Source organism: Martelella radicis (assembly GCF_014196625.1).
Classification (GTDB): domain Bacteria; phylum Pseudomonadota; class Alphaproteobacteria; order Rhizobiales; family Rhizobiaceae; genus Martelella; species Martelella radicis.
In genome coordinates, this window is sequence record NZ_JACIDZ010000001.1 from 387707 (window position 1) to 408235 (window position 20529).

Below are 20529 nucleotides of genomic sequence, written 5' to 3' on the forward strand. Positions count from 1 at the left end.
CGCCGCCTGCCGCGGTTGACGGCTCAGGCAGCTTTCCGTTGCATTTGTGCCACATTCTGTTGCATATCCTTCCCCAAGGGATGGAATCGCGCCGAGGGCCTTCGCCTTTGCCGCGTGCGCCCTTCAGCGCTTTCGACGATATGCGGCGAAAGGGCGTTCGAGAACGGCAGGCATGACAGCAGACGACGGCAAGGCAGAGGGTTTTTTCCGCGCGCATTCTGAAGATGACGGCGCGGGTGGCAGTGAAGCGGCCTATGGCGGCGGCGGCGCTCGTGCCATCTTGACCTCGCCAGGGATGTTCGTTGTCGTCGGCGCGCTGGTAACCGCCTTCATTTCGCTTTTCGTTCTTCTTGGTCTGACGCCGATCAAACCGACGGGGCGCGTTGTCGCCGGACTGGTTGGCGCGAACTCGCTTTTCGTTTTGGCGATGATCTTCCTGATCGGAAGGGAGGTCATGCGGCTCTTGAAGGCGCGCAGGCGCGGCCGCGCGGCCGCTCAGCTTCACATCCGCATCGTCGCGCTGTTTTCGATCGTTGCGGTAACGCCGGCAATCGTGGTGGCGATCTTCGCCACGCTGACGCTGAATGCCGGGCTGGACCGCTGGTTTGCGCTTCGCACCCAGTCAATCGTCCAGTCCTCGCTCAATGTCGCGCAGGCCTACATGATGGAGAATGCCAGCTATCTCCAGGGCCAGACGCTCTCCATGGGCAACGACCTTGAGCGCAACCGCTCGCTCTACTTTCTCGACAGAACCGGTTTTTCCGACCTGATGACCCGTCAGGCGCGCGGGCGAGGGCTCCTCGGCGCCTTTCTGATGCGCGACGACGGCAGTGTCATCGTCCAGGCCGATCTCGGCGACGAGACGGTGTTGCCGGACATTCCGGACGATGCGCTGGAGAAGGCGGCAGCCGGCACGCCGACTTTGATTCCGCCGGGCGACACCAATCTCGTCGGCGCCATCATCGCGCTTGAGGCTATTCCCAACAGCCTTCTTTACACAGTGCGGGCGGTCGATCCGAACGTCATGGGTGCGATGCGGATGATCGAGGACAACGTCTCCGAATATTCGACCATGGAAGAAGGGCGCTTCTCGATCCAGGTGGCCTTTGGCGTGCTCTATCTCGGTTTCGCCCTGATCGTCTTGCTCGCGGCGATCTGGACCGGCATCGCGGTTGCCGACCGTATTGTGCTGCCGATCCGGCTCCTGATCGGGGCGGCCGACCAAGTTGCTTCCGGCGACATGAAGGTCGTGGTTCCTGTCCGAACGATCGACGGCGACGTCGGTCGGCTTTCCAGCACCTTCAACAAGATGATTGCCGAGATCCGCGCCCAGCAGCGCGAGATCCTGGTGGCCAAGGACGAGATGGACGACCGCAGGCGCTTCATCGAAGCGGTGCTCTCCGGCGTGACCGCGGCCGTGATCGGCGTCGATGACAGCCGAACCATCACCATCGCGAACATCTCCGCCGAGCAGCTTCTGGCTTTGAAGGGCGAGGAGTTGATTGGCCGGAAGCTTGCCGATATCTCGCCCGAGATCGACATGGTGATGACGGCTGCCATGCGCCGCCGTCGCCAGAATTTCCGTCGTCAGATCAATCTGCTTCGCCTCGGCAAGGAACGCACGCTCTCCGTCCAGGTTACGCGCGAGGACAGTCGGGACGCATCCAATTCCTACGTGATCACGCTTGATGATATTACTGATTTGATCATAGCCCAGCGTTCCACTGCCTGGGCCGACGTCGCCCGCCGGATCGCGCACGAGATCAAGAATCCGCTGACCCCGATCCAGCTTTCCGCCGAACGCATCAAGCGCCGCTTCGGCCGCAAGATCGAGGATGAAGAGGATCGCAAAGTTTTCGACCAGTGTACTGATACAATTGTCCGTCAGGTCGGCGATATCGGGCGCATGGTCGATGAGTTTTCATCCTTCGCGCGCATGCCCAAGCCCTCGAAATCGGCCGGCGACCTGCGCAGAATCGTCTCCGATGCGGTGTTCCTCCTGGAGATGGGACGAACCGACATCACCTTCCTGCGCGAGTTGGGCGATGAACCGCTGGAAGGGCTTTTCGATGACAGGATGCTTGGGCAGGCCTTCGGAAACCTTCTCAAGAACGCCATAGAAGCTATTGAAAGCGTTCCGACAACGGAGTTTGATGGAGAGCGGAAAATCCTCGTCAAGGCGGCTTTCGACAAGCAGCGTGACCGCTATGTCATCGACTTCATCGACAACGGCAAGGGCCTGCCGGTCGAAAACCGCCACATGATCCTTGAACCGTATATTACGATGCGCGAAAAAGGCACCGGGCTTGGCCTTGCGATCGTGCGCAAGATCATCGAGGAACATGGCGGCAAGCTTGAATTGCATGATGCTCCCGAGACGTTCGCCGAGGGACGGGGCGCGATGATCCGCGTGGAACTGCCGCATGTGCACGATGGCGAGCGCGCGCGCGAGGAAACAGACAAGGAAGAACAAGATGGCCTCTGATATTCTCGTCGTCGATGACGAGGCGGATATCCGTGATATCGTCTCGGGCATCCTGTCCGATGAAGGGCACGAGACGCGTGTTGCCCACGATAGCGACAGCGCGCTCGCCGCGATCGCCGACCGCGTGCCGCGCCTGATCTTCCTCGACATCTGGATGCAGGGAAGCCGGCTGGACGGTCTTGCGCTCCTGGAGGAGGTCAAGCAGCGCTATCCCGACCTCCCGGTGGTGATGATCTCCGGCCACGGCAATATCGAAACCGCAGTCTCCTCGATCAAGCGGGGCGCCTTCGATTTCATCGAGAAGCCGTTCAAGGCCGACCGGCTTGTGCTGATCGCCGAGCGGGCGCTGGAGAATTCGCGACTCAAGTCGGAAGTACAGGAGTTGAAGCGCAAGAGCGGTGATCCCGACGAGCTTGTGGGATCCTCGCTGCTGATCTCTCAATTGCGGCAGACCGTCGACAAGGTCGGCCCGACCAACAGCCGCGTGATGATTTTTGGCGGCTCGGGCTCCGGCAAGGAGATCGTCGCCCGTCTGATGCACAAGAAGAGCCTGCGCGCCGAAGCGCCCTTCGTGGCGCTGAATGCGGCGGCCATCACGCCGGAAAACATGGAGACCGAGCTTTTCGGTGTGGAGCCGGGCGGCGGGCGGACACGCAAGACCGGCGCGCTTGAACGCGCCCATCGCGGCACGCTCTATCTCGATGAGATCGGTGAAATGCCGCTTGAAACGCAGAAGAAGATCCTGCGCGTCCTCGTCGACCAGCAGTTCGAACGCGTCGGAGGAAGCCGGCGGGTCTCCGTCGATGTCAGAATTCTGTCCTCGACAGCGCTCGACTTGAGGTCCCGGATCGACGAGGGCCAGTTCCGTCAGGACCTCTTCCATCGCCTGGCCGTCGTGCCGGTGCGCATTCCCGCGTTGTCGGAACGGCGGGAAGATATTCCCTTTCTCGTCGATTTCATCATGCGCCAGCTCTGCGAACAGGCGGGCATCCGCCAGCGCCGGATCGGAGACGACGCCATGGCGATCCTGCAGGCGCATGACTGGCCGGGCAATATCCGCCAGTTGCGCAACAATCTGGAGCGCCTCTTGATCCTGTCGCGCGAGGAGGATGCCGCCCAGCCGATCGGCGCCGAGCTTCTGCCGGCCGATCTCTCCGATGTGCTGCCGCAGATCCAGACTTCAGGCGACGCCCATATCATGACGTTGCCGCTGCGTGAGGCACGCGAACGCTTCGAACGCGATTACCTGATGGCGCAGATCAACCGCTTTGGCGGCAACATCTCGCGCACGGCCGAATTTGTCGGCATGGAACGCTCGGCACTGCATCGCAAACTGAAGTCCCTTGGCATTTGACGGAAAACCGGGCAGATTGCGGCCTGCTGAACCACCAGAATTTTAAAACCCCAGAGGGGTTCTGATGAAGATCATTATCTGCGGCGCAGGCCAGGTCGGCTTCGGCATCGCCGAACGCCTATCCCAGGAATATAACGATGTTTCCGTCATCGACACATCGGCCTCGCTGATCACCGCCATCACCGAACTGCTGGATGTACGCGGCTATGTCGGTCATGGCGCGCATCCGGATGTGCTGGCCAAGGCGGGCGCGGACCAGGCGGACATGATCATCGCCGTGACGCTGCACGACGAGATCAACATGGTGGCCTGTCAGGTTGCCCATTCGCTGTTCAACGTGCCGACGAAGATTGCCCGCATCCGCTCGCAGAGCTATCTGCATTCGCATTATTCGGACCTTTTCTCGCGCGACCACATGCCGATCGACGTGACGATTTCGCCGGAAGTCGAGGTCGGCAAGATGGTGCTTCGGCGCATCTCCTTTCCGGGCGCCACCGATATCGTTCGCTTTGCCGACGAGAAGATCGCGATGCTGGCTGTCGAGTGCAACGATGACTGCCCCGTGCTCAACACGCCGCTGATGCAGCTCAGCCAGCTCTTTCCCGACCTGAACGCCACTGTAACCGGGGTCTACCGCGATGAGGAAGTGATCATTCCGCACTCGACGGACCAGATCCTCGCCGGGGACCTCGTCTATGTCGTGTGCGAGCAGGAGCATATCCGCCGCACGCTCGCCCTGTTCGGTCACGAGGAGCAGGAAGCACGGCGGATCGTGATTGCCGGCGGCGGCAATATCGGCTTCTTCGTGGCCAAGTCCATCGAGGACCTGCAGCCGAAGACGCGCCTGAAGATGATCGAGCTTGATCGGGAAAAGGCCATAGCCGTATCCGACGCGCTCCACCACGGCATCGTCCTGCAGGGCTCGGCGCTCGACCAGAACATCATGATCCAGGCGGATGTGCCCGATGCGCACCTGATGGTCTCGCTCACCAATAACGACCAGACCAATATCCTGGCTTCCGTGATCGCCAAACAGCTCGGCTGCAAATCGAACCTGGCGCTGCTGAATAATCCCTCGTTCCATGAGGTGACGAAATCGCTTGGGATCGACGCCTATATCAATCCGCGCGCCGTCACCATCTCGCGCGTTCTCCAGCATGTGCGCAAGGGGCGGATCCGCTCGGTCTATGCGGTGCAGAAGGGGGCGGCCGAGGTGATCGAGGCCGAAGCGCTGACGACGTCACCGCTGGTTGGTACGCCGTTCCGCGATCTCGATCTGCCGGAGGGCATTCGCATTGGCGCGGTCTATCGCGGCAACGAGATCCTGCGTCCGAACGGCGATCTCAAGATCAAACCGCATGACCGCGTCATTCTGTTCGCCGTGGCCTCGGCGGTGCGGCATGTCGAGCAACTTTTCCGGGTTTCAATCCAGTATTTCTAGCCTCTGGATGCGCCTTGGCGCTGCTATGCAGCAGGCGAACGGTTTTCGCCGTTGCGGAAGGCCTGTCAATTTGCTACCACCTGAGCTTGACTGGTTGTTTTCGTGCTTTGGAAGCAACTAACGTGAGGTGGGCACCGGCCTTTGGCCGGCAAGAGTAAGAAAGAAGCGGCGCCATGGCGGAACGTTCTCAGAATTTGCAGGATCTTTTCCTCAATACTGTCCGTAAGCAGAAGATCTCCCTGACGATTTTTCTCATCAACGGAGTAAAACTCACAGGTGTTGTCACCTCTTTTGACAATTTCTGCGTTTTGCTGCGTCGCGATGGGCATTCCCAGTTGGTTTACAAGCATGCGATCTCGACCATCATGCCCGGTCAGCCGGTTCAGATGTTCGAAAACGATGACAGCGCTTCCTGATCTGGTGATCTTCCATTACCGATACATTCTTCCCTGAAAGCGAATATGAGAACCGGGATTCGTCCCGGGCTCTGGTTCTTGTGCCCGTCATCAAGGCGCAGCGCGGCGGCGAGGGCGAAACCTCAACGCGCGCACCCGAAAGCCGTCTGCAGGAGGCCGTGGGCCTTGCGCGGGCGATTGGACTTGATGTCGTGGCTTCGGAGATCGTTACCGTCAACGAGCCGCGTCCCGCGACGCTGATCGGTACCGGCAAGATCAAGGAGATTGACGAACTGCTCGATGAGCGCGACATCGGTCTCGTGATTGTCGACCATCCACTGTCGCCGGTACAGCAGCGCAATCTCGAGAAGGAATGGGTCGCCAAGGTCATCGACCGGACGGGGCTCATCCTTGAAATCTTCGGCGAGCGTGCCTCCACCAAGGAAGGCCGGCTTCAGGTCGAGCTTGCCCATTTGAACTACCAGCGCGGCCGCCTTGTGCGAAGCTGGACCCACCTTGAGCGTCAGCGCGGCGGCGGCGGCTTCATGGGTGGTCCCGGCGAGACCCAGATCGAGGCCGACCGGCGGCTCCTGCGCGAACGGATCACCAAGCTCGAGCGCGAGTTGGAGCAGGTCGTGCGCACGCGAAAGCTCCATCGCTCCAAGCGCAAGAAGGTTCCTCATCCCATCGTTGCGCTTGTCGGCTATACCAATGCCGGGAAGTCGACCCTGTTCAACCGGATTACCGGAGCAGGGGTTCTGGCCGAGGATATGTTGTTCGCCACGCTCGACCCGACTCTCAGGCGCATGAAACTGCCGCATGGGCGGACCGTCATTCTTTCCGACACTGTGGGATTCATTTCAGACCTGCCGACCCATCTCGTTGCCGCCTTCCGCGCCACGCTGGAAGAGGTTCTCGAAGCCGATCTGATCCTGCATGTTCGCGACATGGCCGATCCCGCGCGCGACGCGCAGTCCGACGATGTTCTGCGCATTCTGGGTGAGCTTGGCATTGACGAGAAGGCCCAGAACGAGCGGATCATCGAGGTCTGGAACAAGCTGGATCTCCTGGAACAGGAAGAGCATGACGCCCTGATGGCGCGAGCATCAGCGAACGAGGCGGTGATGGGCGTTTCGGCCGTCACCGGCGAGGGCGTCGATAAGCTGGTGGACAAGATCGCCGCAAGGCTTGCCGGCGTTCTGACTGAGACCACGATCACGCTTTCGCCCGACCGGCTGCATCTTCTGCCCTGGATCTACGAGCATGCGCTCGTCGATGAGCGCCGCGACCTCGAGGATGGCTCGGTCAGCCTCGATATCCGCGTCCCCGGCGCCGAGGCCCAGCGGCTGGAAAGCATGCTGATCGGGTAGCGCCCGGCAGTGATGCTCTGCGGAGACGACCGGTCATCAGGCGGCAGCGCCTGTTCATTCCAATCATCATGTCCACCTTCCGCCCCATGGGATCGCTTGCCATCGCGGAACTTCGCACAAAAAAAGGCCGGCCCTTGGGGGCCGGCCTTTTGACGTTTCACCGTCTTTTCGGCGTCCGATCAGCGATCGGCAATCGCCACGAAATCGCGTTCGGCGGCGCCGGTGTAGAGCTGGCGCGGACGTCCGATGCGCTGTTCCGGATCCTCGATCATCTCGTTCCACTGGGCAATCCAGCCGACCGTGCGGGCGAGGGCGAACAGCACCGTGAACATGGTGGTGGGGAAACCGAGCGCCTTCAGAGTGATACCGGAATAGAAGTCGATATTCGGATAGAGCTTCTTCTCGATGAAATACTCGTCGGTAAGCGCGATCTTCTCGAGCTCCATGGCGACGTCGAGCAGCGGATCGTCCTTGATGCCGAGCTCGCCCAGAACCTCGTGGCAGGTCTTCTGCATGATTTTGGCGCGCGGGTCGTAGTTCTTGTAGACGCGGTGGCCGAAGCCCATCAGGCGGAACGGGTCGTCGCGGTCTTTCGCGCGGGCGATATATTCCGGAATGCGGTCGACAGAGCCGATTTCCTGCAGCATGTTGAGCGCGGCCTCGTTGGCGCCGCCATGGGCCGGGCCCCAGAGGCAGGCGATACCAGCGGCGATGCAGGCAAACGGGTTGGCGCCCGACGAGCCGGCCAGACGCACGGTCGAGGTCGAGGCGTTCTGCTCGTGATCGGCGTGCAGGATGAAGATGCGGTCAAGCGCGCGCGACAGGATCGGATTGACCTTATATTCCTCGCACGGCGTGGCAAAGCACATGTGCAGGAAGTTGGCTGCATAATCAAGATCGTTGCGCGGGTAAACGAAGGGCTCGCCGACATGATATTTGTAGGCCATCGCTGCAATCGTCGGGATCTTGGCGATCATCCGGATGCTGGCGATCTCGCGCTTGTAGGGATCGGAGATGTCGATCGAATCGTGATAAAAGGCCGACATGGCGCCGACAGCGCCGCAGATGATGGCCATCGGATGCGCATCGCGGCGGAAGCCGGTGAAGAGCCGCGTCAACTGTTCATGGATCATCGTGTGATGGGTGACGCGGAAGTCGAAATCCTTCTTCTGCGTTGCCGTCGGCAGTTCGCCGAACAGAAGCAGGTAGCAGACTTCCAGGAAGTCGGCATTTTCGGCGAGCTGGTCGATCGGATAGCCGCGATGCAGCAGCACGCCCTGGTCGCCGTCAATGTAGGTGATCGTGGACTTGCACGATGCCGTCGAGGTGAAGCCGGGGTCGTATGTGAACATACCCGACTGTTTGTAGAGCGAGTTGATGTCGAGCACTTTTGGACCGAAGGTGCCTGCTTCGACGTTCAGTTCCAGTTCCTGTCCGTCCAAGGTGAGTTTGCCAGTTTCCGTCATGCTATCCTCCAAATCTTCCAGCGCACAGTACGCGTGAGATACACGATCAAAGGTATCAACTAGGTATAGGATCGATGCGCCGCTGCCAAGCCGCTGAGTGGTTCATGTTGCGGTGCAATTGATGATTTATAATTGCGTTTAGCAAGTTTTTTCATGATCTGAAAAGGAAAATTTCCCCGCTGCCTGTTCCTGCAACGTTGCATTTTGTCACAAGCGGTTACACGATACCGGACGTTGCATCTGGGCGGTCGGCATGGGAGAGGATCAGACACAGTCTGCGCGGTTTGGAGAGCGTGCCGATGGCAGAGCCATTCGCCGGAAGGCGCCCGGGCTGCGACGCTTCGAAGCGCCTTTTCGCGGGCGTTTTTCGTCTTTTGGCGAAACGGACGCACGGTCGCGTCCGCGTTGGCGTCTGGCTGCCTGCATCTCCGATGAACTGGCATTCGGCCGGGCCTTCCTGTTTGCGCCGCTGGCGATGGCCTCGGGGGCCGCGTGGTGGTTCTCAAGGCCGGTATCTCCGCCGTTCTGGGGCTTGCTGCTCTATTGGGCGATCGCGATTTCGGCCTGGCTTTCGCAGCGCCATGCGCGGCCTGCGACCCGGCTTCCGGCAGCCCTCGCAGCCATGTTTTTGAGCGGGGCGGTCGTCGCTTCGCTGGAGACATTACGGCTCTCGACGGTGATGCTCGATTCTCCGGTAACGACCCATGTCACAGGCGTGGTCGATGCGCGTGAACCGACCGACACCGGATGGCGCTATGTGGTGCGCGTGACCGCGACCGAGGAGCCCGTGATCCATCGTCCGCCTGAACGCGTCACCCTGGTTGCCCGCGGCAAATTGCCGCCCGTGGAAATCGGTGGCGCGGTGAGCGGGCTGGCCCGGCTTTCGCCGCCCTCGGGGCCGGCGCTTCCGGGACTGGTCGATTTCGGCTTTCTGTCCTATTTCGACGGTATCGGCGCTGTCGGCTTCTTCTATGGTGCCCCGGAGGCCGCGGTTGTTCCGCCGCCAAGGGATGGCTTCGCCCAGACTGCCGGTCTCGCGGCAAGCCGCTGGGTCGAGCGCCTGCGCGATTCGATAGCTGGACGTATCCGCGCTGTGCTGCCGGGCGAATCGGGCGCCTTCGCCAACGCGATCATCACCGGGCAGAGGCGGGCGATGAGCGATGCGACGCTGGATGCGCTCAGAAATGCGGGGCTCGCCCATGTCATCGCAATCTCCGGCCTACATATGGCTCTTGCCGCCGGCATCTTCTATTCGGCTCTGCGCCTGCTCCTGACCCTTTCGCCGAAGACGGCCGAGGCGATCGCCACGAAGAAGCTCGCGGCCCTGACGGCGATCGGCGCGGCCGGGTTCTATCTTGCTATTTCGGGCATGCAGGTCTCAGCGCGGCGCGCCTTCATCATGCTTGCAATCATGCTCGCAGCGGCGATTGCCGACCGGCCCGCAATCAGCTTGCGCAATGTCGCGCTTGCCGGTCTCGCTATCCTCGCGGTCTCTCCGTCCGAAGCGGTTGGCCCCGGTATGCAGATGTCATTTGCCACGACGCTTGCGTTGATCGCCGGCTACAGCTTATGGCAGAAGCGCTCTGCGGGCGCGGGACCGTCTGTGCCTCACGGGCTGCTGCGGATCATCATGCTCGGCGTTTCCGGCATCATTCTGACGGCCCTGATCGGCGGGCTCTCGACCGCGCCGATCGCGATGGCCCATTTTCAGCGCGTTGCGGGTTTCGGCCTCGTCGGCAATCTGCTCGCCATGCCGATCGTGACCTTCCTGGTCATGCCGGCAGGTCTCGTGGCCATGCTGGCGATGCCACTCAACCTTCACGCACCGTTCCTTCTGGTCATGGGGTTCGGCCTCGACCGCGTCATCGCGATCGCGAAATGGGTTGACGGGCTCGGTGGCGCTTTCGAGACGGGGGCGATGCCGCGCGGATTTCTGCTGTTGTTCATGGCAGGTTTCATGCTGCTCGTTTTGCTGCGCACCCGGCTCCGGTTGATCGGCCTCCTTCCGATGGCGATCGCCCTGGCACTGCCTGCGCTGTCGCGCAGCACCGAGGGGCCGATCCTGCTTGTGTCGGAAGATGGAGCTCTGGTCGCGCTCGTTTCCGGCCAAAGTGCTGCCCTCAGCAAAAGCCGACCGCCGGCCTTCACATTCGATCAATGGCATAGCGCTCTTGCCCTCAAGGCCATCGCGCCGCCGCTCGGGAGCACGAGGACCACAGCACTCCTTGAAAGGGCTGATCGCTTCGAACGTCTTGATCATGCCCGGATCGTCACGGCGACCGATGCGCTCGCCGCCGATCTCGCGCAATCACGGTCTCGACCCGGCCAATTCATCTGCACGAAAGATGAGTGGTGCGTGGCAACGTTTTCCGGCGGCGCGATTGCCGGCTCCGGCACGCTCAGCGTGGCGCAGATCTTTCGCCCCGCACTTGACGGTCCGGCTTGCGATCATGCCAATATCGTGATCAGCGTCTATCGTCCGGGATTTGAGGCCTGCCGCTCGGGAAGTTTTCTCGTCACACCGGCGCTGCGGCGCCAGACCGGAACATTGCGGTTCGCTTTCCTGCCATCAAGGGACGGCGACCGGGTGCGGGCACTTGTGTCACAACAACCGGGCGTTGGCGAAATCGGCGGGGAGGACGCTCAGGTCGATGTCGTGGGACATGGCAACGCCGAAAGTCTCAAGGAAGGCGTCGCGGTCGCTCGCGCCGGCGAAGGCGGATTGGTCGCCGAGAACCCATTCTACGACCGGGGCGAGTACGATTCGCACTTCATGATGGCGCGCCGGTCGGCTGTCGGGCCATATGAGGGCCGCAAGAGCATTTCGCCCGAAGGATCAGACGGAGTTCCGTCGTCGATGCCCGGCGACGGCCTTCAGCGCGCCGCTGCAAAAAAGACCACCAAAGGAGACAGTTCGTCAGCGCTTCCTGACGGAGCCTGCCGCACAACGCTGTTGAGCATCACGCCGGCGATCTCATCGGTTACCCGTCCCTGGAACCGGCATCGCCTTTATGATTGGCGCTCGGAAAGTTATGATGCGCCGCTCGACCTGCCGAATACACTCAATTTCGTCAATGGTAGCGACGAATCAGGCCGACAAGCTTGCCCTGAACCTTGACCTGATCTGCCGCGAAAATACGGGTCTCATAGGCAGGATTGGCGGCCTCCAGCGCGATCGAGGCACCCTTGCGACGGAAGCGCTTCAGCGTGGCCTCCTCGTCATTGACCAGCGCGACAACGATGTCCCCGGGGGAGGCGGTGCTGACGTTGCGGATGATCACAGTGTCGCCGTCGAAGATGCCGGCTTCGATCATCGAATCGCCCTGTACCTCGAGCGCATAGTGTTCGCCCGTCCCCAGCATTTCGGCCGGCACGGCGATGGCGTGCGTATTTTCCTGTATGGCGGAGATCGGCACGCCGGCGGCGATCCGCCCCATGACGGGAATATCGGACGAACCGCTGTCGCTTGATGCGCTCGCCGGTTTGCTGGCAGGTGGCGTCTTGCCCAGACTGCCCTCTATCACGCTCGGAGAAAAACCGCGGCGCGGCGGCTGCGCCGCCATGCTGTCGGGCATGCGCAGGATTTCAAGCGCGCGGGCGCGATTGGGAAGCCGGCGAATGAAGCCGCGTTCCTCGAGCGCGGTGATCAGCCGGTGGATGCCTGATTTCGATGCGAGATCCAGCGCTTCTTTCATTTCATCGAAAGACGGGGGAATGCCTGTCTCCTTCATCCGCTCATGGATGAAATAAAGCAGTTCCTGTTGTTTGCGCGTCAGCATCTTCAGCCCCTTGCCCTCGAAACAAATACAGAACGTTTATATCTGTTCTTACTGTGTTCCGCAAGTTGAAATAGATAAACAGTGTGAGGCGGTGAAATAGCGAGGCGGAAACAATAAGCCGACGCAACCGGATGCAACCAGTTGCACAAACAGTGCGGAATGATGGGTGTTTCTGGTTGATGGTGAGCGCGCAGGGGTTCGAACCCTGGACCTACTGATTAAAAGTCAGTTGCTCTACCGGCTGAGCTACGCGCTCCCTCGTCCGGCCCCTTTCGAAGGGGCCAGCGGAAAGTGGGCGGAACATAGAAAGGGTCTTTGAGAAGGTCAACCCGGAATTTCGGCCATCGGCGACAATTCGGCGTCACGGCTTCTTTGCGGAAAGGTGATTGGAATTGATCCCCGCTCTGGTTTAAGAAGCCGCTGGCTGCGGCGATGCAGGTTCAGCGTGGCGCCGTCGGGGTGAGCGTGGATATTGAATGTCGTGATGGGCGTCGGAGAGCGTGCAGCAGACATTCTGTTAAAAACGCTCGAGAACAATGCAGTAGAGCTATCAGCAGATGTGAGTTCATCGCGATCCGCTCTTGCCGAAACGATGGGAGAAGACCTGGTGTCGATTGGCGATATCTCACTTTGGACTGCGCTTTTCGCCGGCGCGCTTTCCTTTCTGTCTCCCTGCGTTCTACCGTTGGTGCCGCCTTATCTTTGCTATATGGCCGGGATATCGATCGACCAGTTTCGCGGCGATACCAAGGTGAGAGCGGCAAGCGTGCTGCTGCCGGCGCTGTTTTTCACGCTCGGCTTTGCGACGGTCTTCGTGGCGCTCGGGGCAGGGGCGTCGTCGATCGGCCAGCTTCTGCGGCAATATATGGATATTCTTGCCAAGGTCGGCGGGGTGATCATCATCATCATGGGGCTGAATTTCCTTGGCGTGCTGAGAATTCCCTTCCTGTCGCGCGAGGCGCGGTTTCATGGCGGCGGCAAGCCGGCCAGCATTTCCGGCGCCTATGTGATGGGTCTTGCCTTCGCCTTCGGTTGGACGCCGTGCATCGGTCCGGTTCTGGGCGCAATCCTCGCGGTGGCGGCAACGAAGGCGACGGTGGCCAACGGCGCTGTGCTGCTCGCAATCTATTCGCTCGGCCTTGCCGTGCCCTTCTGGATCGCGGCGCTTTTCTCCGGCGCCTTCATGCGCTTCCTGTCACGCTTCCGCAAACATCTGGGCGCGGTGGAAAAAACCATGGGCGCGCTGCTGATTCTGACCGGGCTAGCCTTTCTTTTCGGCTTCATTGCCGATATGGCGATCTGGTTCCAGCAGACCTTCCCCGTTCTCTCGCAAATCGGCTAGGGCCTGCGAAACCAAGGTTTCGCATCATGTCAGGCATATTCGCGCTTCTGTTTCCCTTCTTCGGATTGATTGCCGTCGGCTTTATCGCGGCGAAGCTCATCAAACAGCCGGAGGCGGGGCTCGTCTGGCTCAACGTCTTCATCGTTTATGCGGCGCTTCCGGCGCTGTTCTTCAAGCTCGTTTCCAACACGCCCTTCGACCAACTCACGAGGCTTGACTTCATCTCGGTCGACCTGATGGCGACCTATGCCGTATTTGCCCTGCTGTTTGTCGCCGGCTATTTCTGGAAGCGCAATGGCGTGCGAGAAAGCACGATCCAGGCCTTTGCCGGGTCCTACGGCAATATCGGCTATATGGGACCGGGCCTGGCGCTTCTGGCGCTCGGAGAGGCTGCGGCCGTGCCGGTGGCGCTGATCGTCTGTTTCGAGAATGCGCTTCATTTCATTGTCGCGCCGACGGTGATGGCGGTGGCAGAGGGCGGCGCGGTGCGCAAGGCTGCGCTTGCCCGCCAGGTGTTGACAAAGGCGCTGCTGCACCCCTTCATCGCCGCGACGGCGCTTGGTTTCATCGTTGCCGCAAGCGGCGCGGATCTGCCGGCCGCCTTCGACAGGCTGGTCGATTACCTGGCGCAGGCGGCCGCGCCCTGCGCGCTTTTTGCCATGGGGGTCACGCTTGCGCTCAGGCCGGTCAAGCGGGTGCCGGCGGAGATCGGCTATATCGTGCCGGCCAAGCTGATCCTGCACCCGGTTCTGGTTTATGGTTTCATGATGATCCATGGCGGCTTCGACCCGGTCTGGGTCGAGGCGGCGGTGCTCCTGGCAGCCTTGCCCACGGCCACCAATGTCTTCGTCATCGCCCAGCAATACGGCATCTGGTACGAACGCGCTTCGGCCACGATCCTGATCACCACCATATGCTCGGCGGCTACGCTCGCCATTCTGCTGGCGCTGATCGATGGTCAGGTCTTGCCGCTTTGAGCCGGCGCGTCAGCCGGCAAACAGCGCACGCACACCGCGGAGCGGCTGCACACCCTCGCGCATGGCGAACTGCCGCAACGGCGGCACGGCGGAGAGCATGTAAAGGCCCGCGGAACGGGCAAGCTGGGCGGGAATGAAATCGGCCAGCAGCGAACGGTTCAGAAGGTCGACGCTCGCCGTCCTGCTCCAGACATCGGAGCGGCGCAGGAAATCATAACGTTCGCCGGTCCTTGGCGAAATCTTCGAGCCGTCGATGCCGTCCAGCATGCGGGCGAGGCGCATGATGTCGCGCAGCGAAAGATTGAGCCCCTGCGCGCCGATCGGTGGAAACGCATGGGCAGCCTCGCCGACGAGAACCATCCGGCCCTTGCCGAAGCGGTTCGCCACCATGGAGGAGAGCGGCCATTTTTGAACCGGTCCCTCAACGGTGACGGCGCCCAGGAGCGACTGCATGCGCTCTTCGATGGCAGCGGCGATTTCGGTTTCCGTCCGGGCGGCCATCGCCTCGGCGTCGGGCGTATCCATCACCCAGACAAGGCTGGAACGGTTCCTGTCCGGCAGCGGCACCTGCGTGAAGGGGCCGCCCCTTGTGTGAAACTCCGTTGAAATATCGTCATGGGAGAGCGCATGGCTGAAATTCAAGACGACGGCGGATTGTCTGTAGGACCACTGCCTTACGGCGATATCCGCACTTTGACGGACCTTCGAACGGCGTCCGTCCGCACCGACCACGAGTTCCGCCGAAACATCTCTGCCGTCGGCAAGCGTCAGTTCGACGGCGTCCTTGCCGACGGCAATCGCGTCTGCCGTGGTTTCAAGGTGGGTGATATTCGGCTCCGCTTCGACCGCTTGCGCCAGTTTTGTCACGAGAACCGCGTTCGGGATATTATAGCCAAAGGCCTCGAGATCGATCTCCGCCGAGCGGAATGCAACGGTCGGCGCGCGTACCAGGCGACCAGTGCCGTCGATGATGCGCATGGTCTTCAGGGCGGCGGCTTCTGGTCTGATCGCCTTCCAGAGGCCGAGGCGGGCGAGGAGCGCGATCGAGTGATCCATCAGCGCCGTGGTGCGATGGTCGCCCGCCTTTGGCGAAGGCGCGACGAGGGTGATGCTGCGACCGGCGCGGGCCAGAGCGAGCGCAGAGATCATTCCGGCTGGTCCGCCGCCGACTACGGCAATCTCATAATCTGACATTCGATAAACCTCGTCTCAACCAGGATCCGTTCGCATCCGATATAATGCGACTTGCCCGGTTTTGCCGCGAAAAATTATGGAAAAACATGTTTTTTTTGTACCTCGGCCCGGTTCTGGTGCATTGTGTGCCCAATCGAGGCCGAAGGGCCTTTTCTGGCCAGAACGTGACGGGAATCGAATGGGTTTATTCAGTCAGCGCAAAGTTCCTTATGCGGAGATCCGGGCGTTTTCCGTCCACATTCTGACGGCATCGGGTTCGTTTCTGGCTTTCCTTGGCGTGGTTGCCGCAGCCGAAGGGCGATTCGTGGCCATGTTCTGGTGGCTGGCCGCTGCCCTTCTCGTCGATGGCATTGACGGTCCCATCGCGCGACGGCTTCGAGTAAGCGAGGTTCTGCCGAGCTGGTCGGGCGTGATGCTCGACAACATCATCGATTATGTGACCTACGTATTGCTGCCGGCCTTTGCGCTCTATCAGTCGCACATGATCGGCGAACCGCTGTCCTTCGTCGCGGCGGCGCTGATCGTCGTCTCGAGCGCCATCTATTATGCCGATAGCGGAATGAAGACGGACGAGAATTTCTTCTCCGGCTTTCCCGTGGTCTGGAACATGGTTGTGTTCTCCTTCTTCGTGATCGAGCCTTCCTCTTTGCTGGCCATGGCGATCGTGCTCGTTTCCGTCGCGCTCACCTTCGCGCCCGTCAACTTCCTGCATCCCGTCAGGGTTAAGCGACTCCGGCCGCTCAATCTGGGCGTCTTCGCGGTCTGGTGCGTAACCGGTTTCATCGCGCTTCTCGCGCGCTTCGACGCGCCGGTCTTCATAGAGGCGCTGTTTGTCGCCAGCGGAGTCTATCTTTATCTGATCGGGATCGTATTGCAGTTTCTGCCGAAGCTCGGTTCGCGCGCGGCCGAGACCAGGGCGGAGTTCTAGGACGGAGCGGCATCGCAAACAAATAAAGTGGTTGGCAAACCGGCGAAAGTCATTGCGTTTCAATGAGGGTTCGTGCTTCATTTATGCGCAATGCGGGGGATGTTCTATTTTTTAGTCAATTTCCGGGATGTGATGCGTGCGGCAGTACCGGGGGTGCGTTTTCGGGTGAAGGCCGGAGGGCAGTTTGAACCAAAACAATAATCAGGAGAGCGGATCGCTGCTGTCCGTTCGGGGTCTGACAAAATATTTCGGGACTTTCGCCGCATGCGACGGCATCGATCTCACCATCGACAAGGGCGAAATTCACGCTTTGCTCGGCGAAAACGGCGCTGGCAAATCCACACTGGTGAAGATGCTGTTCGGGGTGCTGGAGCCCTCCGAAGGCGAAATCCTGTGGGAGGGAAAGCCGCAGCGGATTGAGGCGCCGGCCGCCGCCCGTAAGATCGGCATCGGCATGGTGTTCCAGCATTTCTCGCTGTTCGAGGCGCTGACCGTTGCCGAAAATATCGCACTGTCGCTCGATCCCGGCATTTCGCTTGCCAAGATCGCGGAGGAATCGCGCAGGCTCTCCGTCGAATACGGCCTGCCGCTCGATCCGCGCGCCCATGTGGCGGATCTGTCCGTTGGCGAGCGCCAGCGAATCGAGATCGTGCGCGCGCTGCTGCAAAATCCAAGTCTGATCATTCTCGATGAACCGACATCGGTGCTGACCCCGCAGGAGGCGGACCGGCTGTTCGAGACGCTCGCCAAACTGAAGGCGGAGGGACGATCAGTTCTCTACATCTCCCACCGGCTGGAGGAAGTGCAGCGCATCTGCGACAAGGCGACAGTGCTGCGCCACGGCAAGGTGACGGGCGACTGCAATCCGCGCAACGAGACGGCGTCCTCTCTGGCCCGCATGATGGTCGGTGGCGAAGTATCCGAGATTACCCGACCGGAAGCGATGACGGCCGGCAGGGTTCTGCTTGAGGCAAAGGGGCTGACCGCGCCGGCGCGCACCCCGTTCTCAACGGCGCTGAAAAACATCTATCTCGAGGTCAAGGCGGGAGAGGTGCTGGCGATCGCTGGGGTGGCCGGCAACGGTCAGTCGGAGCTGTTCGACGCGCTTTCGGGCGAATATCCGGTGGACGACAACATTTCCATCCAGATCGACGGCCAGCCTGTCGGCTCGAAAGGCATCAATGCCCGGCGAAAGCTCGGCGCGGGGTTCGTTCCCGAGGAGCGCCACGGGCATGCCGCGGTGACCGGCATGACGCTTTCGGAAAACCTCATCCTCGCGCGCAACCAGGCCGAATCGGAGACCTTTCTGGCCGCTGGGCCGCTGAGAGTCATCCGCCGCGCGGTCGCCCGCGCGAGGACCGGCGAAATCGCCGGCTTCATGGATGTGCGCAAGAGCGGCGAGAACCCGGCGGCGGGTTCGCTCTCCGGCGGCAATCTGCAGAAATTCATCGTCGGGCGCGAGCTTGACCGCAAGCCCAAGGTCATCATCGTCAATCAGCCAACCTGGGGCGTGGATGCCGGCGCTGCGGCCCATATCCGCCAGTCCTTGGTCGACCTTGCCAAATCCGGTTCCGCCGTTCTGGTGATCTCCCAGGATCTCGACGAGATCTTTGAAATTGCCACGAGGATCGCCGTGATTTCCGAGGGGAAGCTGTCCGACAGCCATCCGGCCGAAACGATGACGCGCGAGCGGATCGGGTTGTTGATGGGCGGCATCCATGGCGAGGATGCGGGCAAGGATGTGGAGACTGCCGATGCGCATTGAACTTGAACGGCGCGCCGACAGTTCGCCGCTGTTTTCGCTGCTTTCGCCGCTGATCGCCTTCGGCCTGACCGTGTTTTTCGGCGCGATCATGTTCGCGCTTCTGGGCAAGGACCCGATCGAGGCGCTCTACAGCTTCTTCATCGAGCCGCTGTTCGACATCTGGTCGCTGCACGAACTGATGATCAAGGCCGCGCCGCTGATCATGATCGCGGTGGGGCTGACGGTCTGTTACCGCTCCAACATCTGGAACATTGGCGCGGAGGGTCAGTTCACCGTCGGCGCCATCGTCGGCTCCATCGTGCCAGTCTATTTCTACGAATGGTCATCGCCGCTGCTTCTGCCGATCATGCTTGTCATGGGCGCTGTCGGCGGCGCGCTTTATGCCGGCATTCCCGCGCTGTTGAAGAACTATTTCAACACCAATGAGATCCTGACCTCGCTTATGCTGGTCTATGTCGCTCAGCTTTTCCTCGACTGGCTGGTGCGCGGCGCGTGGCGCAATCCGCAGGGCTTCAATTTTCCGCAGACGCGCGAATTCGTCGATGCCGCAATGCTGCCGGAAATGGTTGCTTCCGGCCGTGCCCATTACGGTTTCGCGCTTGCGATTCTGGCCGCGCTCGTCGTCTGGTTCATGATGCGCTTCACGCTGAAGGGCTTTGAAGTGAACGTCATCGGCCAGTCGCAGCGGGCAGGGCGGTTCGCCGGCTTCTCGTCGCGCAAGATGGTCTGGTTCTGCTTCCTGCTCTCCGGCGGGTTGGCAGGCCTTGCCGGCATCTCCGAGGTCTCCGGCGCGCTTGGTTATCTCCAGCCGCAGATTTCGCCCGGCTACGGCTTCACCGCCATCATCGTCGCATTCCTCGGGCGTCTCAATCCGCTTGGCGCGATTGTCTCCGGTCTGGTGCTAGCGCTGACCTATATCGGCGGCGAGGGCGTGCAGTTCACGCTGGGCGTCTCCGACAAGGTGACGCGCGTGTTCCAGGGCATGCTTCTGTTTTTCGTTCTCTCCTGCGACACTCTGATCCTCTACAAGGTGCGGGTCGTCTTCGCGGGCAAGTCGTCTGAGGGGAAAGCGTCATGATCGTCGAAGCCATTCTCCTCACCGTCATCACCGCATCGACGCCGCTGGTGCTGGCCGCAATCGGCGAACTCGTCTGCGAGCGCGCCGGCGTCCTAAACCTCGGTGTTGAGGGCATGATGGTCATGGGCGCTGTCGGTGCCTTCGCCGCCGCTCATGCCACCGGTTCGCCCTATGTTGGCATGCTGGCCGGCCTTGCAACCGGCGCGGTCTTCTCGCTGCTCTTCGGGTTCCTCACGCTGACGCTGGTGGCCAACCAGGTTGCGACGGGCCTGGCGCTCACCATTCTGGGGCAGGGGCTCTCGGCGATGATCGGCGAAAACCTTGTCGGCCGGGCCGGGGTGAAAATGCCGTCATTTGACATTCCGGTGCTTTCCGATATCCCCTTCATCGGACCGTTGCTGTTTGATCAGGATCTGTTCTTCTACCTGTCGATCGCCATTGTGGCCGGCACCTCCTGGTTCCTGTTCAAGACGCGCAAGGGCCTCGTGCTCCGCGCCGTCGGCGACAGTCACGCCTCGGCTCACGCGCTCGGCATCAATGTCATCGGCATTCGCTATCTCGCCGTCATGTTCGGCGGCGCGTGCGCGGGCCTTGCCGGCGCGCAGCTTTCTCTGGTCTACACGCCGCAATGGACGGAGAACATGGCCGCGGGCAGGGGCTGGATCGCGCTGGCGCTGGTGGTGTTTGCCTCGTGGCGGCCCTGGGGCGTTCTGCTCGGCGGTTATCTTTTCGGCGCCGTCACCATCGGCCAGCTTCATGCCCAGGCCTTCGGCATCGCCATCCCCTCGCAGTTCCTCTCGGCGCTGCCTTACGCGGTGACCATTCTCGTCCTCGTCATCATCTCGCAGAACCGCAGGATGACGCTGATCAACACGCCGGCGGCGCTTGGCAAACCCTTTGTGCCGGACCGCTAGGCAAGGTAAACTTATCATTTCAGATCAAACCGAAAGAGGTG

Annotated in this window: 15 protein-coding genes and 1 tRNA gene; 12 read left to right on the plus strand and 4 right to left on the minus strand. The window is 61.2% G+C overall.

Annotation, left to right across the window (positions count from 1 at the left end):
• Window positions 1–172: 172 nt before the first annotated feature.
• The 5 genes from GGR30_RS01810 to hflX all read left to right on the plus strand — a co-directional run bounded on the left by GGR30_RS01810 (window position 173) and on the right by hflX (window position 7045).
• Complete coding sequence (locus GGR30_RS01810; protein WP_183481757.1) at window positions 173–2485, plus strand: sensor histidine kinase NtrY-like; 2313 nt, start codon at window positions 173–175, stop codon at window positions 2483–2485.
• Entirely contained in the window at window positions 2475–3839 is a 1365-nt protein-coding gene (ntrX, locus tag GGR30_RS01815; RefSeq protein WP_183481759.1) for a nitrogen assimilation response regulator NtrX, read from the plus strand. Before GGR30_RS01810 ends, ntrX begins: the two co-directional genes overlap by 11 nt.
• A 64-nt stretch (window positions 3840–3903) precedes the next feature.
• On the plus strand, window positions 3904–5280 hold the full coding sequence (gene trkA, locus GGR30_RS01820; protein WP_183481762.1) for a Trk system potassium transporter TrkA: 1377 nt from the start codon (window positions 3904–3906) through the stop codon (window positions 5278–5280).
• A 173-nt stretch (window positions 5281–5453) separates the two neighbouring features.
• Window positions 5454–5696: an RNA chaperone Hfq gene (gene hfq, locus GGR30_RS01825; protein ID WP_183481765.1), complete on the plus strand. Its 243-nt coding sequence runs from the start codon at window positions 5454–5456 to the stop codon at window positions 5694–5696.
• 14 nt (window positions 5697–5710) lie between these two features.
• The gene (gene hflX, locus GGR30_RS01830) at window positions 5711–7045 is read left to right on the plus strand and encodes a GTPase HflX (protein ID WP_183482624.1); all 1335 of its coding nucleotides are present in this window, start codon (window positions 5711–5713) and stop codon (window positions 7043–7045) included.
• 179 nt (window positions 7046–7224) lie between these two features.
• Here hflX and gltA read toward each other — a convergent pair whose 3' ends face one another.
• Window positions 7225–8511: a citrate synthase gene (gene gltA / locus GGR30_RS01835; RefSeq protein WP_183481768.1), complete on the minus strand. Its 1287-nt coding sequence runs from the start codon at window positions 8509–8511 to the stop codon at window positions 7225–7227.
• Between the two features lie 253 nt (window positions 8512–8764).
• On the opposite strand from gltA, the gene GGR30_RS01840 reads away from it, so the two are divergent.
• Complete coding sequence (locus GGR30_RS01840) at window positions 8765–11629, plus strand: ComEC/Rec2 family competence protein (RefSeq protein WP_183481771.1); 2865 nt, start codon at window positions 8765–8767, stop codon at window positions 11627–11629.
• On the opposite strand, the gene lexA is transcribed toward GGR30_RS01840, so the two are convergent.
• Window positions 11583–12290 carry a transcriptional repressor LexA gene (gene lexA, locus GGR30_RS01845; RefSeq protein WP_183481774.1) on the minus strand — a complete coding sequence of 236 codons (708 nt, stop codon included), beginning with the start codon at window positions 12288–12290 and terminating at the stop codon, window positions 11583–11585. The genes GGR30_RS01840 and lexA overlap by 47 nt on opposite strands.
• 180 nt (window positions 12291–12470) lie before the next feature.
• Window positions 12471–12546, minus strand: a tRNA-Lys gene (locus tag GGR30_RS01850).
• A 351-nt stretch (window positions 12547–12897) separates the two neighbouring features.
• Here GGR30_RS01850 and GGR30_RS01855 point away from each other — a divergent pair.
• Both GGR30_RS01855 and GGR30_RS01860 read left to right on the plus strand, forming a co-directional pair.
• The gene (locus GGR30_RS01855) at window positions 12898–13632 is read left to right on the plus strand and encodes a cytochrome c biogenesis protein CcdA (protein WP_183481778.1); all 735 of its coding nucleotides are present in this window, start codon (window positions 12898–12900) and stop codon (window positions 13630–13632) included.
• Window positions 13633–13658: 26 nt separating this feature from the next.
• Window positions 13659–14609, plus strand: a complete 951-nt coding sequence (locus GGR30_RS01860; RefSeq protein ID WP_183481781.1) for an AEC family transporter — start codon at window positions 13659–13661, stop codon at window positions 14607–14609.
• Window positions 14610–14618: 9 nt separating this feature from the next.
• Here the strand turns inward: GGR30_RS01860 and GGR30_RS01865 are convergent, their stop codons facing one another.
• On the minus strand, window positions 14619–15803 hold the full coding sequence (locus GGR30_RS01865; protein WP_183481784.1) for a UbiH/UbiF family hydroxylase: 1185 nt from the start codon (window positions 15801–15803) through the stop codon (window positions 14619–14621).
• Between the two features lie 178 nt (window positions 15804–15981).
• On the opposite strand from GGR30_RS01865, the gene pcsA reads away from it, so the two are divergent.
• The 4 genes from pcsA (at window position 15982) to GGR30_RS01885 (ending at window position 20488) form a co-directional block, all read left to right on the plus strand.
• Complete coding sequence (gene pcsA / locus GGR30_RS01870) at window positions 15982–16731, plus strand: phosphatidylcholine synthase (RefSeq protein ID WP_183481787.1); 750 nt, start codon at window positions 15982–15984, stop codon at window positions 16729–16731.
• A 184-nt stretch (window positions 16732–16915) separates the two neighbouring features.
• Window positions 16916–18496: an ABC transporter ATP-binding protein gene (locus GGR30_RS01875; RefSeq protein ID WP_183481790.1), complete on the plus strand. Its 1581-nt coding sequence runs from the start codon at window positions 16916–16918 to the stop codon at window positions 18494–18496.
• A complete protein-coding gene (locus GGR30_RS01880; RefSeq protein ID WP_183481793.1) occupies window positions 18486–19574 on the plus strand; it encodes an ABC transporter permease in 1089 nt (362 codons plus the stop codon). Before GGR30_RS01875 ends, GGR30_RS01880 begins: the two co-directional genes overlap by 11 nt.
• Window positions 19571–20488: an ABC transporter permease gene (locus GGR30_RS01885; protein WP_183481796.1), complete on the plus strand. Its 918-nt coding sequence runs from the start codon at window positions 19571–19573 to the stop codon at window positions 20486–20488. Before GGR30_RS01880 ends, GGR30_RS01885 begins: the two co-directional genes overlap by 4 nt.
• Window positions 20489–20529: the final 41 nt, after the last annotated feature.

Excerpts from the sequence above, each read along its gene's own strand:
- GGR30_RS01810 (WP_183481757.1), top strand. The coding sequence starts at position 173 with ATGACAGCAGACGACGGCAAGGCAGAGGGTTTTTTCCGCGCGCATTCT.
- ntrX (WP_183481759.1), top strand. The coding sequence starts at position 2,475 with ATGGCCTCTGATATTCTCGTCGTCGATGACGAGGCGGATATCCGTGAT.
- trkA (WP_183481762.1), top strand. The coding sequence starts at position 3,904 with ATGAAGATCATTATCTGCGGCGCAGGCCAGGTCGGCTTCGGCATCGCC.
- hfq (WP_183481765.1), top strand. The coding sequence starts at position 5,454 with ATGGCGGAACGTTCTCAGAATTTGCAGGATCTTTTCCTCAATACTGTC.
- gltA (WP_183481768.1), bottom strand. The coding sequence starts at position 8,511 with ATGACGGAAACTGGCAAACTCACCTTGGACGGACAGGAACTGGAACTG.
- GGR30_RS01840 (WP_183481771.1), top strand. The coding sequence starts at position 8,765 with ATGGGAGAGGATCAGACACAGTCTGCGCGGTTTGGAGAGCGTGCCGAT.
- lexA (WP_183481774.1), bottom strand. The coding sequence starts at position 12,290 with ATGCTGACGCGCAAACAACAGGAACTGCTTTATTTCATCCATGAGCGG.
- GGR30_RS01860 (WP_183481781.1), top strand. The coding sequence starts at position 13,659 with ATGTCAGGCATATTCGCGCTTCTGTTTCCCTTCTTCGGATTGATTGCC.
- GGR30_RS01865 (WP_183481784.1), bottom strand. The coding sequence starts at position 15,803 with ATGTCAGATTATGAGATTGCCGTAGTCGGCGGCGGACCAGCCGGAATG.
- pcsA (WP_183481787.1), top strand. The coding sequence starts at position 15,982 with ATGGGTTTATTCAGTCAGCGCAAAGTTCCTTATGCGGAGATCCGGGCG.
- GGR30_RS01880 (WP_183481793.1), top strand. The coding sequence starts at position 18,486 with ATGCGCATTGAACTTGAACGGCGCGCCGACAGTTCGCCGCTGTTTTCG.
- GGR30_RS01885 (WP_183481796.1), top strand. The coding sequence starts at position 19,571 with ATGATCGTCGAAGCCATTCTCCTCACCGTCATCACCGCATCGACGCCG.